Source organism: Herbidospora galbida, from assembly GCF_005233835.1.
Classification (GTDB): Bacteria; Actinomycetota; Actinomycetes; order Streptosporangiales; family Streptosporangiaceae; genus Herbidospora; species Herbidospora galbida.
The window spans coordinates 1-25652 of record NZ_SZQA01000033.1 but is presented as its reverse complement, the minus strand read 5'-3'; the positions used below and the strand labels follow the sequence as shown (position 1 = coordinate 25652).

The following is a 25652-nucleotide window of genomic DNA, read 5'->3' as shown; positions in this document are numbered from 1 at the left end:
CCATCATGTTATGTCACATTCTTGAGTAGTGCGGGAAGTGCGTCTAACACTTCCTGCGGCTCTTCCCGGAATACGATCCCCTGTGCGTCATCCGGCGCACCGGGGATGAACACCTTGTAGTTGTTGCGGAAGCAGAACACGCGGATGTACTTCCCGGTTTCCGGCTCACCGATCAACAGTTGCGGGCCGGAACTTCTGAAGTCGCGATGACTCCAAAGCCCCTCTTTGTCTGCCAGCGTTCGCAGAGCCCCCAGAGCCGCGATGTGACTGCTGTACTGGAATCCCATGCCTAGCGGGACCTCCTGATATTTCGGCACCTAACTAACGTGCTGTACTAGCCACGCAATAGGACACCGGTACGTGACCGGTGCCCGCGTTGCGAGTCCTAGGACTAGCTCCCCATGCCGTGTAATTCGGCGAGCACGACAAGGCACTGAGTGATTGTTTCGATTCCTTCCATGTGCGCGACGATCGCGCCATCAGGGTTGCCGTAGTCGTCGCGCAGAATGCGCCGGACGTGCGCCTTGAGATCATCTAGCGTGTTCGGTAGGTACCGCGCTTCAATCGCGGCCAGGCGGCTTGGTACCACCTGATAGAGACCGTTAGACGGCATGTACACGGTCACCATAGGCGAGTCATTTCGGCACATGACTATTCACCTTCCAAGATGCTGTATTCGTCCTCGGGCGTGAGCACATCCACCCACACGCGCCCCCATCCCTCTTGCGGCCCCCGGTTCTTGTGGTACTGGACGTAGACCTTAAGGGCCTCTAAGGCCGCTAGGTTGTGCCTACGCGTTCCCTGATCGTTGACCCGCTTGTGTGCGTCCCAATGATTTGCAGGGCTCTTTCGAACGTACTCAATTGCGCCATCGATTTCCGCCAAGAGTTCAGGCATGTAGATACGCCCGGACATGTTGAGGCCAGTAAAAGCGTGGCTGTGTCCTCCGTACCACCACGACGCGATCACCTTTGCCGTGCCGTCGTAAATCGGCGTCTGGCTACGGTGCGAGCGCGTGACATCAGCCATGACCAACTCAAGGTCACCCATGTACGTATCTCCTAGCTCTTAGATGGTGTACGTCTTCATTTCACGCAGACGACGGTTGACGGCTTCCGTGTCTCCGTACAACTCGACCATGAGTTTGGCGTCAGCGATAGCTTCCGCGTAAATCGTGGGACACAGCCAGAACCCCCGGCGCTTCCAATCCCAGATGTAGAAGAGCGCGAGTTTCTTGACCTTGTTCGTCATACTGCTACCTCCTGAAATTCGGCGCGGAGCTGACGGCTACCAGTCGTCAGGCATTGGGCACCACACCCAACACGACGCGCATCACTGCGCGTTTCGGCTTTTCAGCCCGCGATCGGGAACTCAAGCCAACCCTTGTGGTGGGCGGCAATCTGGTTGTCCACCTTGAGTCCCCAGTAACGCGCCTCACTCGCATCATTCGCGAGAATCGCGGCCTTTTCCCGGTCGAGATAGAAGATGACCAGGCTTCCGGGAGACATGCACCGGTCACAGTTCGCCAGGTGTTCCCGGATGTCCTTCACCGTGCATTCCTTGATCGGGACCATGCGTGTCTTCTTGACGTACGACTTGGACGGCTCACGGCGCGGACGGCGCTTATGCCGGATGACCTGACGAATCGTGGTCTGCATGTCTCTCCCTTGAGTTGACTAGTTGGGCTACTTGTACTTGCGCCACGTGGCGCGCGTCATCCTGTAGCCGTAGAACAGGCGACGCGTGTTGGTGACCTTAAGGAACTGCATGTACATGCGACACCTTCCAAAATCGGCGTCCAACACATGACTGGCTAGCCATGCAATGGGGCCTAGCTACTAGAGCTAGACCCGATGCGAGTCCTAGACGAGTCCTTACGGCTTACTCAGTGACACGACGGGCGAACCATTCCATGGTCCACCCCAAAGTGCCGTATATGCCAGCGTCCATTTCTCCGTTGTCGTCGATGAACGTACAGACCGACTCGCTTCCACCGCATAGAACGATGACCGTGCGTCCCGTTCTAGTGAACGCCATAGCCAACAGCAAGGCGTCTCCCGTGGCGTTGTGGTGAAGCGTTTGACCCAACTTGAGTTCCATGCTTGTCCTCTCGCTATATGACACATCCGAGATGACTAAGGCCCGAACCCCTGGCGGAATTCGGGCCCAATCACCAACGGCCTAGTCAGAATGCGGCCGGATTCACACGCTCCGCAAAGCGAACGAACACGTTTGTCATGTCACCGAACACGCCATTCGACAGTTCACCCGTCTTCGTGTTCACCATGTAACACACCCACTCGTCCCCTTCCTTTGGCTGCATGACGACGGCCGCCCACGTTTCGTCCGTGTGCGCGATAGCGTTAATAGTCATCTCTCCGAGACGAGGACAGAACGTCGTTCCTCCGAGAACCGCCTTGTCGTATCCGCCACCCACGCGCGGCGCATCCTTGTGAAACGGGAACGCACCCTTGTCGTTTTCGGTCAGGGATTCGATGTTCGTGTAGTTGTACTTACCAAAGTCAATCCACCGAACGTCGCCGTTCATCGCCTGTACACGGGCCCTGCCGTACCAGAAGCCATAATCCGTGTCCGCTTCGAAACTGATCAGCCGGAACCGCGTCCAGCCGTATCCGTAGAGCTTGATCCGGTGCGTCGGAATGATCTTGTCGTCCTCCGGCTGTGGGTCAACCGTCGTGAACTTCATTGAGATTCCTCCTATTGATGCGACATATCCGAGATGACCTAAGGCCGAACCCCTTATGGAATTCGGCCCTGATCGCCAACGGCCTAGATCGCGTAGTTGTACTGTCCGTTCCCACGGAACTTGACCACGTGTCCGTCGTAGCCGTTTTCGGGACCGGCCCACAGGAACACCGGCGTCATGTTCCACATGACGTGGCTGATCGTACGCTTCGGGCACTTGACGATTCGGATCTTCACAGTTCTCTCCTTAGGGTTGTGGTTAGACGTGCGTTAACCACAGCGGCTTACTGGTGCCGTTGTATCGAATGGTGTTCTTGCCGTTCCAGTTGAAGCGCGCACTCCAGTACATCGCGATAGCCGCGTACTTGCCGTTTCGCGTGCAAGCACGCGCCGTGTTGGGCTTGCTGTACTTGTGGTACAGCCACACGTAGGCGCACTTGCACGTGTGACGGTCGCCGGTGAAGCGGATATGCACGCCGTTCGCGCGGCGCTCCAACCGGCGGAATCGAATGGGCGTGTAGACAAACGTGTGCCTACGGTCGTGCATGATCATGGTCATCTCTCTTTCGGTTAACCAGTTGTCCTGAATTGGCGCTCTGTCAGGGAATCGAACCCCAATCGGCCAAAATTCGGCCTTACTCTAATTGCCAGAGCAGAGCGTTGACAGGCAATAAGCGTTTGTTCCGGTGTGACCTAACAACTGCCGGGAGCGCCACATCCTGTCATTTCGTAGACGACGGTCTTGCTATCAAGCCGCAGACCTCCTAAGAGTCAGTTCCCGTTCCTCGTGTGGTTTCTGCCCTCGTTCGGATGCCAACTACACATCCGACCGTCCTACTGACAGACCTTCACGGTTTCCGTTCCCCAATCCGCGATATGGGCCAGAGCGTTATACACCCGACTTGATTGCGCACCGTTTACGCCTACCCGATCACCAGGCCAAATTTCGGCCCGATGTCCGGTGATCGCCATTCCTCAGTACCCGACAAGCACTACCAAGCCCGTACCTAGGCGATCTGCGGTTGCCAATGGATTGCCGCATTCCACGCGTACCTAGTTCCCGCCGCATCTCTGGTGTTCGCAGAGTCCCGCGACGTTCCCGTCTCGCACATGCCAGTTACAGGTCTGGTCATGCACCTAGCGCGTTCGTGTCAGCCTTTAGGGCTTTCTCACCCGTGCGCCAATCAGAGTCGATGAAGCTGTGTCCGGCCGTTGACAATTCGGCCCAGGCGGAACCATCCCGTCTCGCACGCACACCCAGTAAGTAGGTCCGATCGCGTGGGGAGCTCTGCTCAACCCGGGCGACTTCTGAAGAACCCTTACTGCCCTGCGTGCCGGTCCGTGTTGCCCGACACCCAGAACATTACGTGGTTTTCACGTAGTCGTCTATAGCCAATCCGTTATCAAAATGGGTGGATAATAGGACATACCAGGACAGGTTATATAACGGGTTAGTAACGCCTATTTGATCATGGAGATCTCACGTTATGGCGTTTTCCCAGGTCAGGGCGTTGCATGTAAATGGCATGATATGCATTTTGATACATTTATCGCTCCGACCTGCATAAATGCCATGAATGTCGGTCCGCGCCACGCGTACCAACTACCTCCGCGCCCCTACGCCCCTGTAGCCAGGCCACGGCCCCACGCGGGAAGTCACAAAACCATAACAGTGTCGGCGAAGCGGAGTGAACACTCACTCCCTAGCCAACTGGCTAGTAACTTTGAGAATGTTGATTCTCACAACTAATGCACGCGCACAGGCCCAATGCACAGCCGAGCAGTTTTGTAAATGGCTCGGACATTTCGATTTGATAACACCCCCCCACCCTTAAATGAAAATGACAACCATTGCCGTGCCTGGTGACCCGCGCGAAAATGCCCCGTGAGCCGGGAGACAGTGTCACCGGGAGCGGCTGCATGGATATACATCACGCTCTGTCATTTTCGGCACCGGCAGGCCGCGTGAGCATGCCATTATGAAGTTGACGGCACTGCCAGGTCGTGATAATGCCAGGGCGCTGGTCGGTTTGTCTAGTTCACCGTGACGAGTTCTTAAACTAGTTGTGCCTTTCCATCGGGTCGCACACCTAGGTACCCTGCTCGTATGACTCTCCTGGACAACGACACGACGACGGCTGAGAAGGTCAGCGACCTCAGCCGCCCTTCATGGTGGGAACCACTGCTGGAGTTGGTGCGATCTGGCACCACAAAGGAGGCGGCCTGGGCGCAGCTCGGGGTCGAGCACAAGGACTGGCGATGGCTGATCACCAGCTTCGAGGAGCGGAAGAAGGAGTGGGACGCGGCCGTCGCCGAGGGTCGGAGCCCGATCCGCGCGAAGATCCCTGCCATTAAGCGACTGGTCGCTTCCGGCATGACGCCGACCGCCGCTGCGAAGACGTTCGGGTTTCCGAAGCACCGGTGGCATTACGTCGTCCGGACGACGGAAGGCCTCGCTGAAGAGCTGCGGCTGATCGAGGCCATCGCGCAGGGCAAGGACCCGGAGAAGCTCCGTGACCTCGCGGCCTGGCTGATCACGGCGATCGAGACCGAGAAGGAGGCGAAGGAAAAGGCGCCGGAGTTCTACGACGCGTTGATTGGCATGGTCGAGTTCTTGATCGAGTCGATCTCGACGGATGCGAACGCGCAACGGCTTGAGGTCTTTCTCAGACTTGGTCTGGGGCTGGCGCCGTCTTATGACGACGACGAGGACCTTCCGCCTGTCCTTCTGGCAAGGGCAGTGAGCGATTTCGCCGAGAGGTCGCAGAGCTAGCCCATAACTGAAACCATTTAGTCGACGGCTGGGTGCCGTTCGGCTTATTTGTCATGTCCAAGGGGAGTCATGAGCACTACCACTAAACGGCGAGCGAAACACCCGATGCGTCCACACGATCAGGCGAAGAACGACGCCATCACTGCGCTCAAGAATAATCACAAGATCGAGTACTGGGCGCTCATCACAGACGCGAAGAACGAGCTCGGCCCTGAGGCGTCTCACTCCAAGCTCTACTCGAAAGCGCTGTCAGGGCTCAAGAAGAAGTACTACGACGAGTACATCATCATGTATCGCTTATTCGCGACGGCACGTGGGGTAAAGGTTCGCGCGTGGCGTGGGACTGGACGTGAGGACGAATAATGGCGGCGCCACGCGATGAGTCGTTTACGCCGAAGGAGCGGGCGACGCAGCTGCTCTACGACAAGCACAGGGTGGATTACTCCCGTTTTTACAACGAGGCGCGTTTGCTTCCTGGCGGGCCTGTGCGGGCGAGCGAGAAGGCGATGGTGCTGCTACGCAACGCCTATAAGGCGGAGTATCACTGTCTGAAGTTCCTGATCGCCCCGCCTAGAGGTCACGCGGGCGGCATGACGCTGGCGAAGCAGGCCGCCATCCGCCTGCTGTACAAGGCTGGGTACGGCGTGACCCTGCTGGCACGTGTCGGCCACGTCAACCAGCACGCGGTGCGCGCGGTGATCGTGCAGGCCGGTATCCCGCTCCGTGGTCGGGGTGAGCACGTACGCCGCAGGGCGTTGAGTTCTACAGAAGTTTAGGTATACCACATGACCGAGTACACCAGTCAGTCGTCTGCCAACCATGCGGCGTTCACTGCCCTTATCAATGAGTATCTTCCCGAGTATCGGGCCCTTTATCAGAAGTACCGCGCTGCCGGACACTCATACAGCCTTGCGTCCTGGAAAGCGCGATCCGCTCTCAGGGACAAGTATCCGAATGATTTCCAGAGGGAGCTGGATAAGCGCTGGGTAACGAGGGCCAAGAGGCCTTACGCCAAGAAGCCTGACCCTGTCCTGGTCACGGTCTACGAGATCATTGAGTCGGGAAGGCCCCTTCCTGAACATCTGCTTCCCAAGACCGCCGAACGTGCAAAGAACTTAGCGCTGCGGGTGCTTGCCTACGCTCTTCCGGAGGATTACAAGGTGTTCTACGGCGAGCAGCTCGACGAGTACGTGTCGAAGCGTCCGGATCGGACGAGACAACAGCTGTCGGCTAACGCGCGAGCCAAGGCGCTTACGCTTCTTCGTGCCTCGAATCTGGCGCTATATCGGAAGTACTATGAGGCCGTCGCGCAGAAGATCCCTCCCGCACTTCAGTTCTACGATGAGCACGTCGAGATTATGGCGGACGACGTCAATTCTGGAATGAGTCAGGCCGAGGCTGCTGAACGTTGGGGCATTCATCCGTCTGATGTGAGCAAGTTCCTCAGGAACGGTAGCGCTGCCAAGAGATACCTGGCTTCCTGATGAACCTGGTCGAACAGATGGTGATCGGGTTTAGCTTCGTCACCGGCGTGTTCGGTGGTGGTATCTATGTCGCACGGCCCATGGTGAGGCACTTCTGGCGGTGGTCTCAGGGTTCTGAGGCGCAGCGGCGGCGAACTGTGCAGGCCTGGGTTACCGCGTACGCCCTGACGTGGCCGCTCGTGGCACCGATCCTGTGGGGTCGGGTGGTCATAGAGCATCTCGTCGACGAGCTCCGGCCGCCGGGCGACGAGGATGACGGCGTGTCGATCGAGAACGTGATGTTCCTCAGAAGCGCGCTGTCCTGTTCCCAGGCCAACATACAAGCTGCGTACGAAGAGCTGCGCAGGCGCGGTGAGGAGATCGACCGGCTGGAGAAGCAGCTGCGCGCCAGGGGCTCAGATATCGATCGGGTGATTCGAAAGAACGAGCTTCTGTCCTATCGGCTGCTGAGGTCGGAGGAGCACAACCAATATCTCCGAGCAAAGCCTAAGAAGGTTGTGGACTGGGGTGACTAAATGAGCGAACCACTCACCCATCGTCCGATCCTCTACCGGCCAGATGGCGAGAGCAGGCACAGTGTTCCAGCCGAAATCTGTGGTGGGTGTAGCGACGTCGAGGCAGGTATGTTGGTCCCGGCGTCGTTCTGCCCGTTGGCGAAGGCCGTAATGGACGAGGAGTCTTTATGAGCAACATCGACGAGATGCGGGCGTGGGTGATGGACTCCTCCATCGGCTTTACCCCTTTCCAGCAGCAGTTGCTCTTGGAGTCGCTCCGGATATCGGACACGGTGCGGGTCGGCAACACCACTCTCGGTGAGACATGGATCTCGACGATCTTGCGGCCGGAATCGCTCCGGAAGAAGTGGCGTCCGACGCGTGACCCCTGGGTTGAAGAGGTGGCGAGCGCGTGGACCAAGGCGATCATGCAGGCGATCGGGCTCGGTATCGATACCGACTACGAGACCAGGGTGTTCAGGGACGGTAGATCTGTGGGAGCCTTCGGGTGGGCGAACCGCAGAGAGGCCGAGCTTGGTCACTGGGCGGTCGTCGACCTCGTACGCGCAGCCGCGATCTAGTCTTCGCCAGATCCCCTGTCGTGAGGGACCTAACCGGTTCTCACCCGACAGGGGATCTTTGTGCTTGTAGGCATCGACTTCGAATTCTTAGAGACCTGGGACCGCGACAACGGTACCGGCGGCATCCACCTCATCTCTGTCGGCCTGGTGGCCGAGGACGGCCGGACGTACTACGCCGTCAACGCCGAGATGCCGTACATCGCCGTCTGGCAGCATCTCTGGCTCCGGCACAACGTTGTGCCTCACCTTCCGCTGCGGGAGGCTCCGAACGAGTTCCAGTGGCTCAACCAGGACCACCGGGACGTCAAGGGTCTCGACCGGATCGCCTGGGAGATCAGGCGCTTCATCCAGAACACACCTGACCCGCTGCTCGTCGGCTACTACAGCGGTTTCGACACGGTTCGACTCGCGTGGATGTTCGGCGTCATGGTCGACAAGCCCGACGAGATCCCGATGTGGCTGTACGACATCAAGCAGCAGGCGTTCGATCTCGGCATCAAGGTGCTGCCGGACAACAACAACCTGGAGCATCACGCGCTGGCCGACGCGCAGTGGAACCTGAAGACCAAGCTCTGGCTCGACGAGCGGGCCGAGCAGCAGCGCCTCGCGTTGATCCGGTCCGGCATGCCGAGCGCTGACTGATGGGCTGGAACACCGGCGGTCAGATTTTCGACATCGTCGCCCAGGCGCTCGACGACGCGTTCGCCACTGAGGAGACCGTCGTGGCTGTCCTCACTCCCCTGGTCGCCTATCTCCAGGATGAGGACTGGGACACCGAGGACGAGTCGCTGGCGGCCTTCAGGCACAACCCAGCGATCGTCAAGGTCCTCGTGGCGGCGGGCGTCGACATCCCTTGCGGCGACGACAACCAGGGCACGAAGCACGTGGGGATCACCTGTGACCGGAAGCTCGGCCACCAGGGCGATCACATGAACATCGACACCGACGACAGCTGGCCGCAGTACGTCCCGAAGGCCAACACGCTCCTTCAGGAGGTCTTCGACAAGGAGATCGCCCAGAGCCTCGGGGTGGTGAGGCCCTGATGGGCTACTACACCCGCCACACCGGCGAGATCTCGATCGTCCCTCCGCTGGCGTGGAGCGAGATCAAGGACAGTCCGTTCGTCTGCCTGCCCGGCCAGCGCGGTTACGGTCGCGACCTGAAGATCGTGCTCGACGAGACGACCGAGGAGACTTCCGATGGAACGTTGATCCGGCGCCGGGGCATCGCCATCGCGCCGGTGACGACCGAGCCTATGAAGGGCTACCGGATCGTCGAGGAACTCCAGTCGCTTCTGAACTGCCACGCGGAGGGCCAGCGCTTCATCGGCTTCATCGAAGCCGAGGGCGAAGATCCCGGTGACCTCTGGCGCCTGATGGTCAAGGATGGTCAGGCGGTTCAGATTAAGCCGCGCATCATCTGGCCGGACGAGGACTGGTCGGAGGACGACGAAGATGCTCGCTTCTGAGCTCAAGACTCGGGTCCAGGAGATCGTCCTGGAAGCCATCACCGAGCCCTACATCTGCGGTTGCTGCGACGGCTCGTACGAGACGACGAACGAGATCTTCGAGGTCGTCCGGGACTGGCTGGGTATCAAGCTGGCGGCGGCCGAGGCCGACTCCGAGAAGGACTTCGAGTTCCTTTACGACGTCAATCTGCTGCGCCAGCTGCTGGACGAGCTGGGGTAGTCGTGAACTCCTACTACCACGCTAAGTCGAGTGCCAAGCGGTGGGGCGGCAAGCCGGAGGACTACCTCCTGATTCACAGGTTCATCGACAGCAGCAAGGCGGTCATCGGCGACGTCCGGCATCGCTCGCTGTATCACCACACCCTCGGGTGCTATCTCGCCGAGCAGATTTTCGGCGTGACGATCACGGTCGAGAGGACCCACGGGTCGGTCGAGGTGCCGGTCCGGTTGATCGCCGAGCAGCACATTATCGAGGATCTCGGCTGGCTACCTTCTCCGGCCGACTACATCAAAGACATGCCGATCCACACGTGGATGTCTGGCGCCGTCAAGAAGGAATACCCCCTATCCATGCTCAACATTTCGGACAGCAACACGTGACTAACAGCACCACAGAGAAGAGCTTCATCGGCGTCCCTATCGAGGGGTACGTCTACAGCGTCCAGAAGGTCGACCAGCTTCCGGTCGAGCAGCTGGCGCCGCTGTTCCAGGCGATTCAGGACGATCCGACGATCCTCCGCTACGGCTGGACGCAGTACACGCCCTACTTCAACGACGGCGAGGTCTGCGAGTTCTCGGCCGGGGATGTGTGGTTCCTCACCGAGCAGAACAAGTCCGAGCTCGACGAAGAGGGTGTGCCGGAGGACGAGGTCGACTACGACGACTTCGCCGTCTCCTGGAACGACTCCCTCGGTAAGCGTCCCAGGACGTGGGACTACCAGGCCCGCCAGTACATCTACGGCGACTACTCCGGGCCGGACGAGGCCCGCTACGACCACTGCATGGCCCTGAGCGAGGCCGTCACCAGCGGCAAGTTCGATCACGCGTTGCTGCGGCTGTTCGGTGACCACGCCAAGATCACGGTCCACAAGGACCGCATCGTGGTCGACGAGTACGACCACGACTAGTCGTCAGTTACACATTTCTGCCCGGAGTGGGTGACGTATGCCCTGGTCAGGGTGCATGTTGCTAGCTCCGGGCAGTTGCACTCTTGCACGAGTTGTTAAACTCGTAGTAGAGTCCAACCCGTCGAACAAAGTGATCTCGGCGAAGGCCGGACACATCATCTGAGCTGCGCAAACGCGTGAGCTTCGCTATGCCCGCCACGTCGGATAAGGCGGAATGAGTACCGGCCACCGGTTTGCCCACCGGGTGTAGTGAGAGCGAAAGCAAGATGGGCAGCTGAAGTCGTAGACGACCAGTCGTTGGATCCCGTGAACACCAGTGTGGCCGTGCGTGCGTGCGGAGCCGTTGGTGTGAGCTGCCGCGAGGCCGGGGTCCGGAACACGGCAGGCTCAAACTGGGAGGGCGCAGAGCCCTCGCGCTACGGATGACAGCGATTCCTCGGAGTCCGCGCGCACGCGGGAGGGTCGACCTGGCGTTAGATCTGCGACACACCCCGCCCTGGGGCCGGAGTAATGCCCGGCCCGGCATTGTGCGACACCGAAGCGATAGCTGACGGCGTACGGAAGAACAATGCCCCCGCTCGCCAGCGATGAGCCTCTCACGTCTTTGGGAGAGGTCTCACGCTGGCGAGCGGGGGCGGGCTCCCCCTTCGCTTCCTGCCTCCGGCCCCGGAAGGGACCAAGATCATCTCCGCCGGAGCCAGGTGGAATTGGGGGGAGTTGGTGGGTCCTCGACGATCGGAGCCCCACGCTCGACCGCTGGGTAGGCAGATTCACTTCAACCACGGGGCGGGGGGCCGATGCGGTGATGAAGTGAGGCGGTCATACGACCGCCGAGGACCGTTTAGTGACCCACCGCCTAGACGCCTTGAGGATGGCATGGAGTACCAGGCGTCGCGACGGTGGGCCTGTCTATGGTGACTTGGCTGACTTTACGTCAGGAGTCAGAGGGTGTTCGGCCGCATGCACTTGTCGGTGCAACGACCTACCTCCTGAGTGGAAGTTTTACTACGCAGGAAGTCAATGACCCTATGCGGATCGAAGCGGTTGCCGGGGTAGTTCGGGGGGCCGTACTTCCCTGTGAATAGCGCGGCCGGGTAGGACCCCTGACTGGTGATCGCCTGAGGTGGGTAGATCGCCCAGTCGATCCCGTCGCGGGCGAAGAGCATCTGGAAGGTCCTGCCGTCCGACATGCGCCACACGAGGGTCGAGCCGTCCAGTGACGTCTTCTGGCCGTGTACGACGAGAAGAGCGTTCACCTCACTGGCACAGCGTTCCTGGGCTTCTTGGAACGAGAAGCCTCTGGCAGTCCCTACCGGAGGTAAGGGCTTGATCGGTGTTGACATAGGTCTTCGTCCTTTTCGGCCACCAACCAGACAGGGAGAGCAGGGTCCGGTATTGGTGCTCCATTCGCTACTCGCGGGCTGCTGTTGTGTAACAGCATGCACGCCAACGGCCGAACTTTGCTAGGTCATCATGGTCGACGGTCGTGATACAGCTTCTGTATCATGGTGTATCACGCAGTTTCGAGGCTGACGTAGCGTCACGGAGTGTATGTAGCGTGCCTGCTCCCGTTGAGTTAGATCCAAACGCGAGTGCCCTTGCACATTTCGGCGTCGAGCTGCGTAAATGGCGGCAGCGTCGCACGAAGACGCAAGACGACCTGGCTAGTCATGCGAACGTCACCCGGGCGCTTGTCAGTCACTTTGAGAATGCGCGACGGCAGCCCACACGTACCTTTGTAGAGGCGATCGACGCCTTCCTTGACGCGGGAGGTGCGCTGCTTGCGGTATGGGAGCTGGTCGAGCGTTCCGGCTCCCCGGAGTGGTTTCGTGGGTGGATCGACGCGGAGCAGGCCGCATCCGTTCTGTCCCAATGGGCCCCGACCCTGTTCCCTGGCCTACTTCAGACTGCGGCCTACGCGCGAGCGGTGTTCCTCGGCCGTCCACGAACCCCGGTCGAGGGTATCGAGCGAGCCATCGCGGCCCGTGTTCGACGCGGCCAGCTGCTTGTCGGCGACGATGCGCCCATCTATTCCGCTGTGCTGGACTGGTCCGTCCTCGACCGGCACATCGGCGGTCCTGAGGTCATGTCGGGACAACTCTCCTACCTGGTGGATCTTTACTCTGCTCACAGGTCGATTACCCTTCAGGTCCTGCCCGCCGACGCAACCACTATGGTTGGTTATGGTGGGGCATTCGGACTCGCACGGACTCGATCCGGGGCCCAAACTGGGTATGAAGACTCGGTCAGCAGAGGCCGGGTCCTCCGTGAACAGGCGGAGATCGCAGAGCTTGAGGAGAGGTATCACCTCCTTCGGGGCCACGCGCTATCCGTCGTCGAATCGATGAAGATCATCAGGGAGAAGGCAGAGCAGTGGCAGCAGCAGGCGTTCCGGTGAGTTTCGACGGCGCCGTATGGCGGAAGGCGCAGAAGTCCGCCGACAATGGCGGCGAGTGCGTGAAGGTGGCGCGAGCGACGGTGGGGAACGCGGTCGGCGTCCGCGACTCCAAGGACGAGAACGGCCCGGTCCTCGTCTTCACTCCCAGCGAGTGGGACGCGTTCGTCCACGGGGTCAAGGGCGGAGAGTTCGACCTCTAGAACCCGGCGTTGGATCGGTGTAAGTTCATTCCAGGCTCCTCGCGGGAGCATTGAAGGCCGGTGGGAGATTGACGCCCCACCGGCCTTCTTTATTGCCCGACAATGACGAAAGCCCCTCAGTCCGGACTGAGGGGCTTTCCAGTGAGTGGATCCGAGCTACGTCGGGGAAAGTTCGTGTCTCTGCCCTCTGTGCTGCCAGGGCCGAGTCAACGAGGTCGATTTCGCCGAAATCCACACAACCTGTGACGCAGACAGTACAGATCGAGCGAGGCGGTCGGCCGGGTTACGCCGCCTGGGATTCCAGCTTTCCGGCCGAGATCGGCTTGGGCATGCGAGCCGCGCCGGTGAAGTTCTGGGCCGACAGCTTGATGCCGGTGATCGAGGCGTTGTAGGCCACGATGTAGGCGCGCAGCTGGTGGGCGGTGACGGGCAGCAGGTTCTTGAGCCGGACGCGGGTGGTCTTGCGGCGCAGCGACCAGTCGGAGAAGACCAGCTGCGGCGAGCCGACTGTGAGCCCGGCGCCGGTGACGAGGGGCTCGGCGAAGGCGACGGCGGCGGCCTGGTCGACGCGGCTGGTGATGTAGAGCCCGGCGATGATGGCGGCGTGGCGCAGGCCGAGGCGGCGGGCGATCTCCGAGCCGCCGGTGACGTGGAGCGGCAGGTCCTTGTAGGAGGCCTTGAGGACCTCGTCGATGCGTGAGGGGTCGACGTGCAGGCTGCGCCACTCGCGGTTGGCGTTCATGGAGTCGAAGCTGTAGACGACGTTGAGTGCGGCGGCGACTTTGGCGGGGTGTTCGACGTCGCTCATGGCGAGGATGTCGCGGCCGGTGCGGGGCTTGCCGAGGTCGAGGAAGGGGAAGTGCTCGATCTTGCCGTTCCAGTTGACGTAGAAGGCGACAGTGCCGAAGCCGCGCTTGCGCAGGACGCGCTCGGCGGCCAGGAGGCGGTGTCGGCCCTGGAGCACGTAGCCGTCTGTGGTGAAGGACAGGGCGAGGTCGGGGCTGGCGATCAGCTGGTCGTTCTCGATCAGGCTGGCGTAGTGGGCGACGCGGCCCCAGTCGATCGGGCGCTGGAAGTCCGGCTGGCGGGACAGCAGCTGGGCGATCATGATCTCGTCCATCTGGACGAGCTCCAGGACGTGCGTCTTGGAGGTGAACGTACTGATCGGCGTGGCGTTGCCAACGGGGAGAGGTTCGAGGAACTTCGGCTGGTAGGTCGTGGGGGCGATGGTCTGGGGAGCCGGGTAAGGCTTGCTGATCACGTGACGACTTTCATAACTAGTTCTGAATCTTTCCTCGACCGTAGCGAGCGTCGTAGCCGTGGCGCCAGTGTCGTATCAGATACCTGAGCTGGGAAGATGTAGACTCGCAACGTGGCTGGGTGTGGCGTTGCCCACACGGGTGTTGATCCTGAGTGGAAGGCGTCGGTAAGCTACCCGCCACATCCGTCCTGCGCCGAACCTGCACAGAACGTGCACAGAGGCATCCAGACGGTTGAGCCGAAATGAGCAAAATGGCTCAACGTTATTTCGGCTTTTTAGCCTGGTGTTTGACGGTCTCGTAATGTATACGGGACAATGGGAAGAACGCAGGGAATACCCGGCCCTGGCTATTGGAGGGCAACATGGCGCCTCAGAAACTATTGCCGCTTTGCAATATCATCATTGGTTCAGGGCGAATATGTGGTGTTCGCGTTCCCTTTGATCCCGTGTGGCTCTGCACGCTTAACAGTGGTGGCAGAGTGCAGCTGGCCTGGTGGAGTTGCGATGGGCATCCGGTAACCAAGGAAGAGCCCTGGAATCAGAGTCAGGCAACTCAGACGGGCGTAACCCAGGTTCCGCTAGACATCGCGGAGCAGCTGCTCGGCCGGGAAAAGCGAAGTCTCGCCGCTCGAATTCGGACCGATATCGCCTGGGGCGTTTCTGCGGGTCGCATCAGCTCGGACGACGTCAGGGCGTTGAAGCCGTTCGGCCCTGTGCCGGACGTGGTGGTCAAGTGGTATTGGGAGCAGCTGGAGCGTGGCGTGTTCGACGAAGCGCCCAGCCTGCGCGCATTAGTGCGGTTGGCAGGCTGAGGACGCGGCCCGGGGCAGACCAGCCCCGGGCTTTTTGTTCCGCTCAGCACCACTGCTCCCCCTCACGCGCCCGTGCCATATAAGGCACGGGCTAAACCTGCCAGTCCAACATGTCCGGTGTCAACATGAGCGCCTGCCACGTTCCAGCCGGTCAGAGGCGCTGACGCATACGTATGACGTCTGGTTTACCCGACTAGGTCACAGTTTGGTCTACTTGACCGTCACGGTTCTTCGGCGACCGGGGACGAGTACCGTGGGTCCTGCCTTGAGGAGGGCCAGATGTTCATGGAGTACCAGACACACCTTGAGGGGGCACCATCCCTCGCAGACCGGCTCCAGCTGTGCTTCGAGATCTTTCTCGACCCAGACTCCCATGAGGATCCCAGTAAGCGCGTCGCCTACAACGAGCAGTACGTCGCCAAGGCATCGGGAGTCTCCCGGAGCAACATCCGCCGCATCCTGAGCGGTGAGATGGACAATCCGACCATCGGCACGATCGCGAAGCTGGCCACGTTCTGGGGCGTCCCGGCGGCCTACTTCCTGTCCGATGCGACCGGCCAGGCCATGTACTACGAGCTTCGAGCCCTGAGCGACGCGGCCCGCGAGGGCGCGGCCAGCATCGCACTGCTCGTGCTCACAGCGCCGATGTCGGTTGAACAGATGACACCCGAAATGTTGACAAGGGGTCATGCCGGTCAGCATTCCGCTGGTGACCAGGTACTCCATGTACTTTCCGTAGATCGGGAGCTGGTGCCTGTTCCTGGGGAAACTATGTGAGGTGTTTGCCAGGCCGTAGGGGGACGTGGTACTCAGGATGCTCTTTGTTACGACTTGTTCCAGAGGCGCCTGTGACAGTCCCGAACGCCCTCGCTGGGCGACTCATCCCTCTTGACCTCACCACCTTCGCCCGCGAGCTGACGAAAATTCGTGGGCGAGCCACACATATTCTCCCCTACGAGCTCTGCGAGCTTCCGGTTGATTCCGGCGATGACGGGGCCTGGGTGAGGTCAGTGGGGCAGGACTTCGTCCTCTATCGATCAGACCTGGACCCTGCACAGGCCAAGGTTGTGATATGTCGGGAGGTCATCGCCATGATGACGACGGCTGGTTCCACACACGATCTCGCGCCGATCATCGGACAGTTACTGGCCCCGGTGCTCATGGCACATGGGGGCCTGGACGTCGTCCGGCGGATTTTGGGCGACGTGCCTTTGGAGCGTAACAAAGTTCTGGACGACGAGGCGGCCCGGCCCGCCGCCGACGTCATCCCCATCGGGAGGGCTCGCCGGTCGGCCAACTGAAACAACGTTATAGAAGAGCGCGTCAGTCGATCACATGGATCGGCGGGCGCGCTCTTCCGCTATCGTGATGAGTTGTTGAACTAGTTTAGAAACTCCTCACGTTAGGAGGGCGTGGTGACTACCGTCCTCACAGTCCCCCCCATGCCTGCTGACCAGCATCAATGGCGTCTGCGCTGCCTCAGCCACTTCATCGACGCCTACGAACAGCCGACCGCCGGACCCGGCGCCGACAACCGCAACGCGGTCATCTCCACCTGCGAAGGACTCATCTACAGCGAGATCGAGGAGTACTTCGACGCACTTGATGACCTGTCCCGCTCCTTCGGGCTGGCGCACGCCGAGAAGGAACAGCGCACCGCCCTGGCTCACTGGGCTCAAGAGGGCGTCGACGTCGAGTACACGTGCGCCTACGCGATCATCGCCTTGCAGCTGGACGCTCCCGACCCCGACGAGGTCACACCAGGAAGCGTCATCGACTGCGTCGAGCGTCTGGTCAACGCCTTCGACTTCCTCCGCAAGACCACGCCCGGGTCTACCGGTGAGATGGTCGAGCGCAACAAGCTGGCCTACGCACTCGTCGCCCTGATCGCCGCGATGCACAGGACCCTGCGGGAGTACCGCATCCACGATGAGGTCTTCTTCGAAGCCGTCCACGAGGCCAACCTGCGCAAGCGCTGGCCGGACGGCCGGGTGCATCGCAACGAGCTGGGTAAGGTCCTCAAGCCCGCAGATTGGGTAGCCCCTGACTGGGTCGCGGTCCTCTCCCGCGCCCTGGTTCCCGACCCCGTCGAGCGCTGAGGTGGAGTTCACGACTTGCGCTGCCACGAAGGTCTAGGAGTGAACCTCCGGGAGGAAGCCCTGGCGATCTGGAAGCACACGGTAGGAGACGCATGAACCAGTCCATAAACACCCTGCTCATCGTCGGCCTCGCCGGAGGACTGGCCATCACCGCCCTCATGCTCATCACCGGCGGCATCGCTTTCGATAGCGGCGTTCGAAAAGAGCGGCAGCGATGGATGACCACTGCAAACCGGTGCAGCTGTCGGCACACCCTCGCCTACCACGACGCCAAGAAGAAGGTATGCACCGGTAAGCACGAAGAGGCGATCTTCAAAGACGGCGGATTCAAGGGTTACCAGCTGGCCGATTGCCGGTGTACCAACTATGACGGACCGGTAGAATCCGGCACGTGATCCCCAAGGCCACCAGGTGTTCACACAGACGCCTGGTGGCCTTAGTCGTATCTAAGGACATGAAAGAACAGAGATGACAGCCCTCGCCTATCGCTTAATCATGAGCGTTGCCAAGTTCGTCCTCGCGCTTTATTGGTCAGGGGTCATGGTGCTTCTTAGCGTCTCGGACCTCGCTGAGGGCATCGCCGCCGGAAGTGTCATCGGGATCCTTAAGGGACTCGTGATCACCGTCGTGAACGCCTTTGGCACCTGGGGTCTGTGGCACGGAACCTCCCGGCCCCGGCGCCGCGTCATCAAGAAGCTGGTGGAGGTCCTCCCCAAGTCGACGAAGGCGGGAATCTTCGTCCACAAGGCAGATGAAGTCTTCCTCGGCATCGTCTCCTATGCCGGACACGGCACAGGCCGGGAAATCGTGCGACAGAAAATCGAGGACCTCAAGGAAACCCACTCTGACCTCAACATGGGTAACCAAGTCGCCTCCTTGCCTCATGAGCGTTTCTACGTTCTGGCAGACCGTTTCGTCGTCAGGCATTTCGGCAGCCTCGTCTACAGGTTCGACGAGAACAAGGAACTAGAGATGGACCTGGAGGCGCAGGAAAAGATCGATAGGACGGTCACCTTCTTCCGCGCGTTGAGGGCCCTCATCTGGAATCTCCGGCACCGCACGCTCCGTGTGACGGACGACGAGCTGGTAGAGCTCACCCGGCAGATCGCCGAAGCCGAACCCGCAGAAGTGTAGAAAGCTAACCTAACTAACGGAGGTTAGTAGTGGGACAGACTTTCAAGTCCCTCGACGACGCGGAGTTCAACCGCTTCTTCACCGATTTCCGCTTCACCGCCTACCGTTTGGAGTCGTTGCAGCGCTATGACGTGTCCTACGAAAAGGCGGAATTCGATCTCTTCCTGGGCGGGCAGCAGCGCGGTGAGTTCCCGGGCATCGCCCGATGGATAGAAGAGACCGTCAGACCGGCGCGTGCTGCCGGGAAGCTTCTGCACCGCGTGCATGTCGTGGAAGAACCCTTGTCGGACTACGTCCGCTTCGAATGCGCATGGGCCTATACGCACACTGTGCGGGCCGGTGAAGACGTGAGGCTCCTTCCGGTGTCACCCGGCGAGTGGCCGACAGGGCTGCCTCATCATGACTACTGGCTCTTCGACTCAGCCACCCTGGTAATGATGCACTACGGAGACGGAGGCACGTTCGAGGCGGCCGAGGTCGTGGACGACGCCGAGCGGATCGTCCAGGCCAATTTCTGGCGCGACATGGCGGTTGGCCGGTCCATACCGTTCCCCGCGTTCGCCGAGAAATACGGCGGCTCGTTCTAGTGCTTCAAACTGCGCCCGCCCTGTCGTTACCGGGGCGGGTGCCGTGTTTTACGCTAAGATCCTCATGGGTGGTGGTGCGCCAGATGGCACAGACGACATCCGTAGCACTCCGTGCGGTGCGCTGGCACGGTTGATTACAGCGGAGGCCTCACCACCACCCTTTATATCGAGAACGTTCCACGTCGTATCGTTGAATTAGTAACTAACGATCGGCGGTTTTCCCTCAGTGAACGTTCCCACCCCCCTTCCGGCGCCGAGTGTTGATCTCGCGCTGACGGACCCCCGCGTCCTCGGGCCGGTGGCGGCGTTCATTTTCGTGGCCTTCGTCTTCGAGATCATCGTCTCCGGACGCGCCTATCGGCGTGTGGTCGCAGAGCGCGATGCCGCACGGGCCGTCGTCGATCAGCTCCTCCCGCTCGCCGCCCAGATGGCCAAGGTCCTGGAGACCAACAACACCACGCTGGCCCGGGTCGTAACAGCGGTTGAGGACCTTCTGAACGACAGTCCGCCGCGACCAAAGAGGCGCACCATATGAACTTCCTCGACGACCCCTTCTACGAGGCCGCGTCCGCCATCCTGGCCGATGCCCGCAAGTCCATGGCGCAATCGGCGCGGGATTCACATGAACTCGCAGCTGAGAGCCGGTCGTTGAGCTTCCCCCAAAGGGAAGAGGTGTCAGTGTGAACATCGCCATCGACACCTGCTACAACCACGAAGGTGTCCACTACCCCGGCTATTACTGCCCGCACGGCGAGAAGCATGATGAAATGGGCCCGGTAATGGACGAGGGCTGGACCGTCCAACAGCAATAAATTCGGCATTCGCCGCAATAATGGAATTCAGATAAAGAATTCCTGAAGGGCGAATTCCGTGAACAACACCATTGACGCGTCTGAGGCTTCTCTCGGCTGGACTGTTCAGTCCCCGGAGCCGAAGCCTATCGACGTCGACTATCTCGTGGGTAACACCGTGACCTCGGCCGAGTTGCCAGACGCCGAGGTTCAGCGGGCGAACGGTATTGATGCCGATTCGTGGGCCCGTCTCGGCCTCGTGGTCATCGACTAGTGGTTGGTCCGGCCGCCCCGTCCTTCGGTCACTGTGCCGAAGTCGGCTCGGGTTTCTGCCCTCAGTGCTTACTAGGGCGGCCGGATGGTGACATACCAAGAACTGCGGATAATGTCCGCCATTCGTAGAAAAGCTTAGCCGATCAACGTGGTCGCGGCTGGCCTTTGGGAGAAGACATATGGCGCCGAAGCGCCCTAACGTACCGTCCTGGGATGACATCGCCGGTCGAGACTCCGGCCAGGGCGAGAACTTCGCGAGCTCGGTCCTCGACAAGGACTACGACAACGGCAAGAACTACGGTCCCGAGAAGCGCACGTTCAGGCGTCGGCGACGGGATCTACGACCCGACCCGTTCTGGTACCTGGACGAGGCACGTGACCCGTGGCTCCGTCGTCAGCTCCAGGACGCATCAGACGGCAGCGACATCGATCTGCTGCCTTATCAGCCGACCGCGACGACCAACCATGAGCGTCCCCGGACCAAAGCTGCTGGCTACAACCAGCGGACCAGGCAGCTGCGGGTGAGGTTCCGCAATGGGTCGCGGTATGTCTATTTCGACGTCGAGCCGGAGATCTGGGAGGAGTTCAAGGCGACGCACTCGCCTGGTGAATTCCTCGACTCCGAGGTGATCCCGTTCTACGCCTATGAGCAGGAAACGGCCCCGACGCACCCCGACCGGCAATACAAGAGCATGCGGAAGAAGCCAGCGCGTACATAAATACGGACGATTCTTTTATAGGGTCGTCTTTGTGCCGCAATTAAAAGAATTCGCGGGCTTCTACGCCCATACTTTGAAGCTTGAAAAGGGTAGTCCTGTTTTCCATACGGCGCCGACGCGTGAGATCGAGTACCCGTTCCGCGTCGGAACCAGTCTTGTCGTCCGGCTGTGGCCGTGGCTGGGAGCGATCGTCGTCGGTCGCTGGACCGGCCGCGAGGCCGACGAGGAACAGGCGCTGATGCGAGCCGTCCAGGCCCGAACGGTCGTCGCCAGCCAGGCCCATGACGCCGATGACGAGCTGGAGCTCAACCAGATGCTGGGGCTGATGTGATCGACTTTCTGCTCAACCTGTTCAACCGGCGGCTGCCGGTGACGGCCAACCACGCCCAGCGTGACCAGACCCGCAGGCGGGCCTACACCCGCTTCCGTAACTGGCCTGGCACCTTGCTGGCCGACGCCGTCGACGGCGCTTTCGGCGCCGCCTGGAAGGCCTACGACAGGTATCAGGCCGATGGGAGTCCGTTGATGCTCGACGAGCTCAACGTCCAGCTGTCGACGCTTCAGGGCCTGGTGGACGTATTGAACGTGAAATCGGCCGAGCCTTCGCCGGACGGCGATCGAGCCTGACACACACGAAAGCCCCCGCCGGGGAAGCGGCGGGGGCTTTGTCATGCGCTGCTGGCGGGATAGTTGCGATCCTTGCCGTAGCGGCCGAACTTGTTCTCCCAGAAGCCACGGGCTTTCAGCCGTGTGATCTGCAACGGGGTGAGGTAGACCCGGAAGCAGCGGGTTCGTGGATCCCAGCTGTAGCGGAGATCCTGCTTGGGGAAGTAGTCCTCACGCGCGTCCAGCTCCCACAGGCTCCGCAGGTCGAACATCAGCATGTGGACCTTCTCGGGATCGACGGAGAAGCCTGAATAGCGCGGGCTCCGCCACCACCGTAACTTGCCCCACCATGCCATCAGGCCACTCCCGCTTCCTGCGCGTGACGACCCAGCCAGGGCCACCGGCTGTTGCGCGCGTTCTCCAGGATGAGCGGGAGACCGAACCCGATGTCGCCGCTCCAGACGGAGACCACACGCCTGAGGTCGGCGGCCCTGTCGAGGTCAGTGCCGGACGGCTGCGGAATGGCCGCCTGCGGGTCGAGCAGCGAGGTGTACAGAGGCACTGTGGGCGGCAGCTGCTCCACACCGCGCCCGGCGTAAGGGTTCCGGTAGGCCTTGTTACCCGGGAACGGGTTGCGGTAGAGCATGTCGTGGTCGAGCGATCCGGTCACCATCACGACACGGTCGTGGCCCCGGTAATGAGCGGCCAGCGCTCCGGCGACGTCGGCCGGACCGTGAGGCAGGAACCTGCCGACGATGTCGGCGACGCTGTCCCCCGGTCGCCAGAGAATCTCCGGCGACCGGGGGGTGAGTCCGACGATGGTCGCCATCTCCGACCTCTTGCCGAAGATGGCGCCGATAGCACCTGCCATGTCGGCCCGCGTGACACGCGAGCTGGATTCGGTCGGCAGGAACATCGCCGGGGCCATGTTGACCAAGATCAGCGTCCGGCCGGGGAGCATCGGAACGTTGTTCAGGGACTGGGCGAGGGCCGTCGTCAGGTAGGGCTTCCAGCGGCTACCCGCGTTGCGCGCGGCGGCCAGGACCGCCATCGGGCCGATGCGGTTAGCCGCGATGAGAGCCGGGTCCGAGATCTCCCCCGCGATCACCTCGGCCACCTCATCCTCCAGCCCGGCCTCGTCGAAGGCGGCGAGGTGTGCGAGCTTGTCGGCCAACGTCATCCCCCCGACGACGGCAGCCCACTTCGCGTGCGTCCAGGCGCCGGGCAGCCAGCGCGCCATGTCCTGGGGCGTGAACCCGGCCGTTACGAACCCATTCGGGGCGCCACGGCGCTGGAGTATGGCAGCGCGGATGATCTCCGGGGTGCGCATCAGCGACCTGTAGTGATAGATCGTTCGCAGGCTGATGGGCGTAGGGACGTTCGCCTGGTACTGGGTGTCGAGGACGTGCCTGAAGAGCGTCTGCTGAAGGATCATCCACAGCTCCGCACGTTCGGCGAGCTGGGTGGTGGTCAGGCTCTGGGCGCGAATCTCCGGCCCCACCTCGAAGTCTTCCGGCCGGACCCGAGGGTGGGTCAGGTTGAGGACGTCCGCCCAGGTGAACTCCCCGCCTGTCGGGTTGTCGTGCAGAAACGCGTCCTGCGTGTACAGGTGCGGAAGCCGGGCGGCGATCCCCCGGATGATCGCGCGAGGCAGGGTTTTCATGCCGTAGACCTCTTTCCAGTGGTTGAGCAGCTCCGCAGGATCTGACGGAGTCTTGAGGGCCGTCGCGACGGCGTAGGCGGTGTGGCCGGTGAGCCCGGCGCGCTGGCGTGCGTACGCCATTTCCGCCGCGACGAAGATCGCGGTCTTGGATGCGTTCTCCCGGCGCAGCCAGGAGATGAGGTCGGTGAGCCACTCGGGATCATGGACGGCGAGCTGGCGCACGACCTTGCGGAAGCCGTCGTTGCGGCTGGCCCCGGCTGGGGCGAGGGAGCTGCGTCCCAGCAGGCAGCTGGTGGCGATGATGACGGCCTGGCTGTACAGCCAGCCGCGCTGGGCAGGGCCCGGCGATGTCTTGATCACCGGCTTGGGCGCGAACGGAAGCGGCGGAAGGACGCCGGGAACTTTGGGTTCGAACAGGCCCCGAGGCTGAATGTCGATCATGGGGGGTCTCCGTCTTCATGCGGAGGGGCTCAGAAATGACGAACTCCATAGCCTGTGCCACAGAGGGGGACGTCAGCGTGGTGGCGGAGCATCTCCTCGTCGACTCTCCCGGTACGACGTTAAGGAGGGACTGTGCCGTCAGGGGCTCAGGCTCCCCGCCCCCCTCTGGGGCGCAGGCTATGGAGTTGTCGGGCCCCTCCCGAGATCAGTTGCGGCCTGGACGCGGGTGCGGGTGCGTCTGGGTCGCGGCGCAGCAGGAGGTGCAGCAGGAACGTTACGCCCGACTCCGGGAGTTACGCAACCCCTCCAGGAGTGCAACCAAAACAGGGATCGGTCGCACTTGTACCTGAGTTGGCAAACTCTTCCTCCCGCGCCACACCCCCGGCATCGTTGAGCCCATGACCGCCGCCACCCCGCGCCGTGGGCCCGGACGCCCCGCTCGCCGCACGCTTGAGCTGACCGAGCCCATGTGGACCCTTGAGGACGTGGCGACCTACCTCAACGTCAAGCACCGCTGGCTCCAGAACAACTGGAAGACGGTCGGCATCCCCATGACAAAGGTCGGGAACCAGCTGCGCTGTTTCCCGACCGATCTCGCCGAATGGCTGGAGCAGCAGGCCGCTTAAAGCGGACCGGCTGCCACACCCGCTAAATGCCGCCTTCGCGGCTTCTTTCCCGGCTCCCGCAGCGGTGAAATGACCAAGTCATTTACCGGCTTTCCGGCTTCCGCCGCCTCGATAAAGTCGGGGCGGAGGAAAAGCGCGGACGCGGCGGCGCCGATTCGGATGTCCTCGTCGACGTAGTGGAAGTAATTGTCGTAGGTCGTTTGAACACTCGCGTGCCCAGCCCACACCGCGACCAGTGCAATGTTCTGCGTGACCCGCACCATGTTGGTGCAGAAGTAATGCCGCAGGCACTGAGGGACGAAGCTTCCGTCGTGGAACCCGAGCATCAGGCGCGCGGTGTTGAACGCCGTGGTGTGGGCAGTACGCCCGATGGGGTACCCAGGCCTGCGCGGGGAGCGGAAGAACCAGCCTTCCCGCCCGTACAGGTGTCCGTGCCGCTCGAATTCCTCGGCCATCTGCGGGGGGATGGGGATGTCCCGGTACTCGCCCTCCTTCTTCCCCTTGAGCGGGATGAGTTCCCCTGCCGTGTCGAGCTGCCGGTAGGCGCGGAAGTAGCCGTCCCGGATGCAGTCCCATGAGCCGCCCATGACTTCCCCTGCCCGCAGGCCGAGAAGGGCCTGGAGGAAGATGGTCAGCCGGTAGAAGGGATCGATCTTCTCCGCCATGTCGAGCACGTTCTGACGGGTGGGAAGGTACACCTCGTTCTCGGGAACCGGCTTGAAGCGGACCCCGATGCAGGGGTTGCGGCCGACCCAGCCCTTTTCGTGGGCGTATTCGAGCATTCCCTTCAGGACGCTGGAGATGATCGTGATCACTTCGCCGGGGGAGATTTCTTCCGCATACAGGTGATCCCTGAACTGCTCCACCTGGTCGTTGGTGATCTTGGAGACCATGGTTGTGGCGCCGAAGAAGGGCACGATGTGGCACCGGCACTTGCTCCGGTAGTTGCGGACGGTGCCCGGGGTGAAGTCGGCCCGGTGGGCGAACCACTTGTCGCACAGCTGCTCGACCGTGGGCGAGTCGCCGGTGAGGTGGCCAGGCACCGAGCCGGTGGTGATCTTGGCCTTGTTGACCTCGGTGAGGTGGGCGTCGGCCTGGGCCTTGGTGTCGAACTTGCGCTCGCGCTGCCTGCCTGATCCGTCGACGTACTGGACGCGCCAGCGGCAGTCGCACTTGGCGCCCTTGCCGTGTGGGCAGGGGTCGTTCTTGGAGGTAACCTTGCGGACGCTGCCGCCCGCGCGAGGCCGTGTAGTTGCCATGGTCAACCCCTCCTTCGGGGGTGTGTGATGGGTTCGATGGGGATGGATTCCTTGGTCGCGGCGACGTCGCGGCGATGGATTTTCAATGGGTCAAGATCCTTCTACCACACGTTGACCTGCCGTTTAATATTGCCAACTTATCAACGGCGC

General features: G+C 61.4%; 42 protein-coding genes and 1 other RNA gene. 29 read left to right on the top strand and 14 right to left on the bottom strand.

Annotated elements, in window-relative coordinates:
• Positions 1 to 8: 8 nt before the first annotated feature.
• From FDA94_RS28675 to FDA94_RS28640, 9 genes are all read right to left on the bottom strand, one after another.
• A complete protein-coding gene (locus tag FDA94_RS28675; RefSeq protein ID WP_137250193.1) occupies positions 9 to 287 on the bottom strand; it encodes a hypothetical protein in 279 nt (92 codons plus the stop codon).
• 104 nt (positions 288 to 391) lie between these two features.
• Positions 392 to 628, bottom strand: a complete 237-nt coding sequence (locus FDA94_RS28670; RefSeq protein ID WP_137250192.1) for a hypothetical protein — start codon at positions 626 to 628, stop codon at positions 392 to 394.
• 23 nt (positions 629 to 651) lie between these two features.
• Positions 652 to 1050, bottom strand: coding sequence for a hypothetical protein (locus tag FDA94_RS28665; RefSeq protein ID WP_137250191.1), 399 nt, complete (start codon positions 1048 to 1050; stop codon positions 652 to 654).
• A gap of 18 nt (positions 1051 to 1068) precedes the next feature.
• Positions 1069 to 1251, bottom strand: coding sequence for a hypothetical protein (locus FDA94_RS28660; RefSeq protein WP_137250190.1), 183 nt, complete (start codon positions 1249 to 1251; stop codon positions 1069 to 1071).
• Between the two features lie 30 nt (positions 1252 to 1281).
• Positions 1282 to 1350, bottom strand: an RNA gene (locus FDA94_RS28655) — hammerhead ribozyme type II.
• A gap of 2 nt (positions 1351 to 1352) precedes the next feature.
• Positions 1353 to 1658 carry a hypothetical protein gene (locus FDA94_RS28650; RefSeq protein ID WP_137250189.1) on the bottom strand — a complete coding sequence of 102 codons (306 nt, stop codon included), beginning with the start codon at positions 1656 to 1658 and terminating at the stop codon, positions 1353 to 1355.
• A 527-nt stretch (positions 1659 to 2185) separates the two neighbouring features.
• Complete coding sequence (locus FDA94_RS28645; RefSeq protein ID WP_137250188.1) at positions 2186 to 2707, bottom strand: hypothetical protein; 522 nt, start codon at positions 2705 to 2707, stop codon at positions 2186 to 2188.
• Between the two features lie 83 nt (positions 2708 to 2790).
• Positions 2791 to 2943, bottom strand: a complete 153-nt coding sequence (locus tag FDA94_RS39495; RefSeq protein ID WP_170991163.1) for a hypothetical protein — start codon at positions 2941 to 2943, stop codon at positions 2791 to 2793.
• A gap of 22 nt (positions 2944 to 2965) precedes the next feature.
• Positions 2966 to 3259, bottom strand: coding sequence for a hypothetical protein (locus tag FDA94_RS28640; protein WP_137250187.1), 294 nt, complete (start codon positions 3257 to 3259; stop codon positions 2966 to 2968).
• Positions 3260 to 4813: 1554 nt separating this feature from the next.
• Here FDA94_RS28640 and FDA94_RS28635 point away from each other — a divergent pair.
• From FDA94_RS28635 to FDA94_RS28580, 12 genes are all read left to right on the top strand, one after another.
• Positions 4814 to 5479 (top strand): hypothetical protein, encoded by a 666-nt coding sequence (locus FDA94_RS28635; protein ID WP_137250186.1) that lies wholly within the window; start codon positions 4814 to 4816, stop codon positions 5477 to 5479.
• 69 nt (positions 5480 to 5548) lie between these two features.
• Positions 5549 to 5842, top strand: a complete 294-nt coding sequence (locus FDA94_RS28630) for a hypothetical protein (protein WP_137250185.1) — start codon at positions 5549 to 5551, stop codon at positions 5840 to 5842.
• On the top strand, positions 5842 to 6255 hold the full coding sequence (locus FDA94_RS28625) for a hypothetical protein (protein ID WP_137250184.1): 414 nt from the start codon (positions 5842 to 5844) through the stop codon (positions 6253 to 6255). Before FDA94_RS28630 ends, FDA94_RS28625 begins: the two co-directional genes overlap by 1 nt.
• A gap of 9 nt (positions 6256 to 6264) precedes the next feature.
• Positions 6265 to 6963: a hypothetical protein gene (locus FDA94_RS28620; protein WP_137250183.1), complete on the top strand. Its 699-nt coding sequence runs from the start codon at positions 6265 to 6267 to the stop codon at positions 6961 to 6963.
• Positions 6963 to 7478 carry a hypothetical protein gene (locus FDA94_RS28615; protein WP_137250182.1) on the top strand — a complete coding sequence of 172 codons (516 nt, stop codon included), beginning with the start codon at positions 6963 to 6965 and terminating at the stop codon, positions 7476 to 7478. The genes FDA94_RS28620 and FDA94_RS28615 overlap by 1 nt, the downstream gene beginning before the upstream one ends.
• A gap of 167 nt (positions 7479 to 7645) precedes the next feature.
• Positions 7646 to 8038, top strand: a complete 393-nt coding sequence (locus tag FDA94_RS28610) for a hypothetical protein (protein WP_137250181.1) — start codon at positions 7646 to 7648, stop codon at positions 8036 to 8038.
• Between the two features lie 60 nt (positions 8039 to 8098).
• Positions 8099 to 8680 (top strand): 3'-5' exoribonuclease, encoded by a 582-nt coding sequence (locus FDA94_RS28605; RefSeq protein ID WP_170991162.1) that lies wholly within the window; start codon positions 8099 to 8101, stop codon positions 8678 to 8680.
• Entirely contained in the window at positions 8680 to 9081 is a 402-nt protein-coding gene (locus FDA94_RS28600) for a hypothetical protein (RefSeq protein WP_137250179.1), read from the top strand. Before FDA94_RS28605 ends, FDA94_RS28600 begins: the two co-directional genes overlap by 1 nt.
• Complete coding sequence (locus FDA94_RS28595; RefSeq protein WP_137250178.1) at positions 9081 to 9506, top strand: DUF6205 family protein; 426 nt, start codon at positions 9081 to 9083, stop codon at positions 9504 to 9506. The genes FDA94_RS28600 and FDA94_RS28595 overlap by 1 nt, the downstream gene beginning before the upstream one ends.
• Positions 9493 to 9726 carry a hypothetical protein gene (locus FDA94_RS28590; protein WP_137250177.1) on the top strand — a complete coding sequence of 78 codons (234 nt, stop codon included), beginning with the start codon at positions 9493 to 9495 and terminating at the stop codon, positions 9724 to 9726. Before FDA94_RS28595 ends, FDA94_RS28590 begins: the two co-directional genes overlap by 14 nt.
• A gap of 2 nt (positions 9727 to 9728) precedes the next feature.
• Positions 9729 to 10106, top strand: coding sequence for a DUF6915 family protein (locus FDA94_RS28585; RefSeq protein ID WP_137250176.1), 378 nt, complete (start codon positions 9729 to 9731; stop codon positions 10104 to 10106).
• A complete protein-coding gene (locus FDA94_RS28580; RefSeq protein WP_137250175.1) occupies positions 10103 to 10633 on the top strand; it encodes a hypothetical protein in 531 nt (176 codons plus the stop codon). Before FDA94_RS28585 ends, FDA94_RS28580 begins: the two co-directional genes overlap by 4 nt.
• Positions 10634 to 11574: 941 nt before the next feature.
• On the opposite strand, the gene FDA94_RS28575 is transcribed toward FDA94_RS28580, so the two are convergent.
• Complete coding sequence (locus FDA94_RS28575) at positions 11575 to 11889, bottom strand: hypothetical protein (RefSeq protein ID WP_137250174.1); 315 nt, start codon at positions 11887 to 11889, stop codon at positions 11575 to 11577.
• 302 nt (positions 11890 to 12191) lie between these two features.
• On the opposite strand from FDA94_RS28575, the gene FDA94_RS28570 reads away from it, so the two are divergent.
• Both FDA94_RS28570 and FDA94_RS28565 read left to right on the top strand, forming a co-directional pair.
• The gene (locus FDA94_RS28570; RefSeq protein WP_170991161.1) at positions 12192 to 13031 is read left to right on the top strand and encodes a helix-turn-helix domain-containing protein; all 840 of its coding nucleotides are present in this window, start codon (positions 12192 to 12194) and stop codon (positions 13029 to 13031) included.
• The gene (locus FDA94_RS28565; RefSeq protein ID WP_137250172.1) at positions 13028 to 13231 is read left to right on the top strand and encodes a DUF397 domain-containing protein; all 204 of its coding nucleotides are present in this window, start codon (positions 13028 to 13030) and stop codon (positions 13229 to 13231) included. Before FDA94_RS28570 ends, FDA94_RS28565 begins: the two co-directional genes overlap by 4 nt.
• A 283-nt stretch (positions 13232 to 13514) precedes the next feature.
• Here the strand turns inward: FDA94_RS28565 and FDA94_RS28560 are convergent, their stop codons facing one another.
• Entirely contained in the window at positions 13515 to 14492 is a 978-nt protein-coding gene (locus FDA94_RS28560; protein ID WP_137250171.1) for a hypothetical protein, read from the bottom strand.
• A 479-nt stretch (positions 14493 to 14971) separates the two neighbouring features.
• Between FDA94_RS28560 and FDA94_RS28555 the strand changes: the two genes are divergently transcribed.
• From FDA94_RS28555 to FDA94_RS28500, 14 genes are all read left to right on the top strand, one after another.
• Complete coding sequence (locus FDA94_RS28555) at positions 14972 to 15304, top strand: hypothetical protein (RefSeq protein ID WP_170991160.1); 333 nt, start codon at positions 14972 to 14974, stop codon at positions 15302 to 15304.
• Positions 15305 to 15583: 279 nt separating this feature from the next.
• On the top strand, positions 15584 to 16081 hold the full coding sequence (locus FDA94_RS28550; RefSeq protein ID WP_137250169.1) for a helix-turn-helix domain-containing protein: 498 nt from the start codon (positions 15584 to 15586) through the stop codon (positions 16079 to 16081).
• 233 nt (positions 16082 to 16314) lie between these two features.
• On the top strand, positions 16315 to 16605 hold the full coding sequence (locus FDA94_RS28545) for a hypothetical protein (protein ID WP_137250168.1): 291 nt from the start codon (positions 16315 to 16317) through the stop codon (positions 16603 to 16605).
• A 141-nt stretch (positions 16606 to 16746) separates the two neighbouring features.
• Positions 16747 to 17403 carry a nucleoside triphosphate pyrophosphohydrolase family protein gene (locus FDA94_RS28540; RefSeq protein WP_137250167.1) on the top strand — a complete coding sequence of 219 codons (657 nt, stop codon included), beginning with the start codon at positions 16747 to 16749 and terminating at the stop codon, positions 17401 to 17403.
• Between the two features lie 92 nt (positions 17404 to 17495).
• The gene (locus FDA94_RS28535) at positions 17496 to 17798 is read left to right on the top strand and encodes a hypothetical protein (RefSeq protein ID WP_137250166.1); all 303 of its coding nucleotides are present in this window, start codon (positions 17496 to 17498) and stop codon (positions 17796 to 17798) included.
• Positions 17799 to 17898: 100 nt separating this feature from the next.
• A complete protein-coding gene (locus FDA94_RS28530; protein WP_137250165.1) occupies positions 17899 to 18537 on the top strand; it encodes a hypothetical protein in 639 nt (212 codons plus the stop codon).
• A gap of 29 nt (positions 18538 to 18566) precedes the next feature.
• Positions 18567 to 19124, top strand: a complete 558-nt coding sequence (locus FDA94_RS28525; protein ID WP_137250164.1) for a DUF6879 family protein — start codon at positions 18567 to 18569, stop codon at positions 19122 to 19124.
• A 226-nt stretch (positions 19125 to 19350) separates the two neighbouring features.
• Positions 19351 to 19659: a hypothetical protein gene (locus FDA94_RS28520; RefSeq protein ID WP_137250163.1), complete on the top strand. Its 309-nt coding sequence runs from the start codon at positions 19351 to 19353 to the stop codon at positions 19657 to 19659.
• Positions 19656 to 19808, top strand: a complete 153-nt coding sequence (locus FDA94_RS39490) for a hypothetical protein (protein ID WP_170991159.1) — start codon at positions 19656 to 19658, stop codon at positions 19806 to 19808. Before FDA94_RS28520 ends, FDA94_RS39490 begins: the two co-directional genes overlap by 4 nt.
• On the top strand, positions 19805 to 19936 hold the full coding sequence (locus FDA94_RS41210; protein WP_281286641.1) for a hypothetical protein: 132 nt from the start codon (positions 19805 to 19807) through the stop codon (positions 19934 to 19936). The genes FDA94_RS39490 and FDA94_RS41210 overlap by 4 nt, the downstream gene beginning before the upstream one ends.
• Before the next feature lie 58 nt (positions 19937 to 19994).
• The gene (locus tag FDA94_RS28515) at positions 19995 to 20189 is read left to right on the top strand and encodes a hypothetical protein (RefSeq protein WP_137250162.1); all 195 of its coding nucleotides are present in this window, start codon (positions 19995 to 19997) and stop codon (positions 20187 to 20189) included.
• Positions 20190 to 20367: 178 nt separating this feature from the next.
• Positions 20368 to 20907 carry a KTSC domain-containing protein gene (locus FDA94_RS28510; RefSeq protein WP_137250161.1) on the top strand — a complete coding sequence of 180 codons (540 nt, stop codon included), beginning with the start codon at positions 20368 to 20370 and terminating at the stop codon, positions 20905 to 20907.
• A 31-nt stretch (positions 20908 to 20938) separates the two neighbouring features.
• Complete coding sequence (locus FDA94_RS28505) at positions 20939 to 21238, top strand: hypothetical protein (protein ID WP_137250160.1); 300 nt, start codon at positions 20939 to 20941, stop codon at positions 21236 to 21238.
• Positions 21235 to 21534 (top strand): hypothetical protein, encoded by a 300-nt coding sequence (locus FDA94_RS28500; RefSeq protein ID WP_137250159.1) that lies wholly within the window; start codon positions 21235 to 21237, stop codon positions 21532 to 21534. Before FDA94_RS28505 ends, FDA94_RS28500 begins: the two co-directional genes overlap by 4 nt.
• Positions 21535 to 21575: 41 nt before the next feature.
• Here FDA94_RS28500 and FDA94_RS28495 read toward each other — a convergent pair whose 3' ends face one another.
• Entirely contained in the window at positions 21576 to 21791 is a 216-nt protein-coding gene (locus FDA94_RS28495; RefSeq protein ID WP_137250158.1) for a hypothetical protein, read from the bottom strand.
• A 77-nt stretch (positions 21792 to 21868) separates the two neighbouring features.
• Positions 21869 to 23617 carry a hypothetical protein gene (locus FDA94_RS28490; protein ID WP_137250157.1) on the bottom strand — a complete coding sequence of 583 codons (1749 nt, stop codon included), beginning with the start codon at positions 23615 to 23617 and terminating at the stop codon, positions 21869 to 21871.
• A 398-nt stretch (positions 23618 to 24015) separates the two neighbouring features.
• Here FDA94_RS28490 and FDA94_RS28485 point away from each other — a divergent pair, with 398 nt between their 5' ends.
• Entirely contained in the window at positions 24016 to 24243 is a 228-nt protein-coding gene (locus tag FDA94_RS28485; RefSeq protein ID WP_212735556.1) for a helix-turn-helix domain-containing protein, read from the top strand.
• Here the strand turns inward: FDA94_RS28485 and FDA94_RS28480 are convergent.
• The gene (locus FDA94_RS28480; protein WP_137250156.1) at positions 24240 to 25502 is read right to left on the bottom strand and encodes a tyrosine-type recombinase/integrase; all 1263 of its coding nucleotides are present in this window, start codon (positions 25500 to 25502) and stop codon (positions 24240 to 24242) included. The two genes, FDA94_RS28485 and FDA94_RS28480, sit on opposite strands and share 4 nt — an antisense overlap.
• Between the last annotated feature and the right edge of the window lie 150 nt (positions 25503 to 25652).

Coding starts and splice junctions, on each gene's coding strand:
- FDA94_RS28675 (WP_137250193.1), bottom strand. CDS start 287: ATGGGATTCCAGTACAGCAGTCACATCGCGGCTCTGGGGGCTCTGCGA.
- FDA94_RS28670 (WP_137250192.1), bottom strand. CDS start 628: ATGGTGACCGTGTACATGCCGTCTAACGGTCTCTATCAGGTGGTACCA.
- FDA94_RS28665 (WP_137250191.1), bottom strand. CDS start 1,050: ATGGGTGACCTTGAGTTGGTCATGGCTGATGTCACGCGCTCGCACCGT.
- FDA94_RS28660 (WP_137250190.1), bottom strand. CDS start 1,251: ATGACGAACAAGGTCAAGAAACTCGCGCTCTTCTACATCTGGGATTGG.
- FDA94_RS28650 (WP_137250189.1), bottom strand. CDS start 1,658: ATGCAGACCACGATTCGTCAGGTCATCCGGCATAAGCGCCGTCCGCGC.
- FDA94_RS28645 (WP_137250188.1), bottom strand. CDS start 2,707: ATGAAGTTCACGACGGTTGACCCACAGCCGGAGGACGACAAGATCATT.
- FDA94_RS28640 (WP_137250187.1), bottom strand. CDS start 3,259: ATGATCATGCACGACCGTAGGCACACGTTTGTCTACACGCCCATTCGA.
- FDA94_RS28635 (WP_137250186.1), top strand. CDS start 4,814: ATGACTCTCCTGGACAACGACACGACGACGGCTGAGAAGGTCAGCGAC.
- FDA94_RS28630 (WP_137250185.1), top strand. CDS start 5,549: ATGAGCACTACCACTAAACGGCGAGCGAAACACCCGATGCGTCCACAC.
- FDA94_RS28625 (WP_137250184.1), top strand. CDS start 5,842: ATGGCGGCGCCACGCGATGAGTCGTTTACGCCGAAGGAGCGGGCGACG.
- FDA94_RS28620 (WP_137250183.1), top strand. CDS start 6,265: ATGACCGAGTACACCAGTCAGTCGTCTGCCAACCATGCGGCGTTCACT.
- FDA94_RS28615 (WP_137250182.1), top strand. CDS start 6,963: ATGAACCTGGTCGAACAGATGGTGATCGGGTTTAGCTTCGTCACCGGC.
- FDA94_RS28610 (WP_137250181.1), top strand. CDS start 7,646: ATGAGCAACATCGACGAGATGCGGGCGTGGGTGATGGACTCCTCCATC.
- FDA94_RS28600 (WP_137250179.1), top strand. CDS start 8,680: ATGGGCTGGAACACCGGCGGTCAGATTTTCGACATCGTCGCCCAGGCG.
- FDA94_RS28595 (WP_137250178.1), top strand. CDS start 9,081: ATGGGCTACTACACCCGCCACACCGGCGAGATCTCGATCGTCCCTCCG.
- FDA94_RS28590 (WP_137250177.1), top strand. CDS start 9,493: ATGCTCGCTTCTGAGCTCAAGACTCGGGTCCAGGAGATCGTCCTGGAA.
- FDA94_RS28550 (WP_137250169.1), top strand. CDS start 15,584: ATGTTCATGGAGTACCAGACACACCTTGAGGGGGCACCATCCCTCGCA.
- FDA94_RS28540 (WP_137250167.1), top strand. CDS start 16,747: ATGCCTGCTGACCAGCATCAATGGCGTCTGCGCTGCCTCAGCCACTTC.
- FDA94_RS28535 (WP_137250166.1), top strand. CDS start 17,496: ATGAACCAGTCCATAAACACCCTGCTCATCGTCGGCCTCGCCGGAGGA.
- FDA94_RS28530 (WP_137250165.1), top strand. CDS start 17,899: ATGAGCGTTGCCAAGTTCGTCCTCGCGCTTTATTGGTCAGGGGTCATG.
- FDA94_RS39490 (WP_170991159.1), top strand. CDS start 19,656: ATGAACTTCCTCGACGACCCCTTCTACGAGGCCGCGTCCGCCATCCTG.
- FDA94_RS28510 (WP_137250161.1), top strand. CDS start 20,368: ATGGCGCCGAAGCGCCCTAACGTACCGTCCTGGGATGACATCGCCGGT.
- FDA94_RS28495 (WP_137250158.1), bottom strand. CDS start 21,791: ATGCTGATGTTCGACCTGCGGAGCCTGTGGGAGCTGGACGCGCGTGAG.
- FDA94_RS28490 (WP_137250157.1), bottom strand. CDS start 23,617: ATGATCGACATTCAGCCTCGGGGCCTGTTCGAACCCAAAGTTCCCGGC.
- FDA94_RS28485 (WP_212735556.1), top strand. CDS start 24,016: ATGACCGCCGCCACCCCGCGCCGTGGGCCCGGACGCCCCGCTCGCCGC.
- FDA94_RS28480 (WP_137250156.1), bottom strand. CDS start 25,502: ATGGCAACTACACGGCCTCGCGCGGGCGGCAGCGTCCGCAAGGTTACC.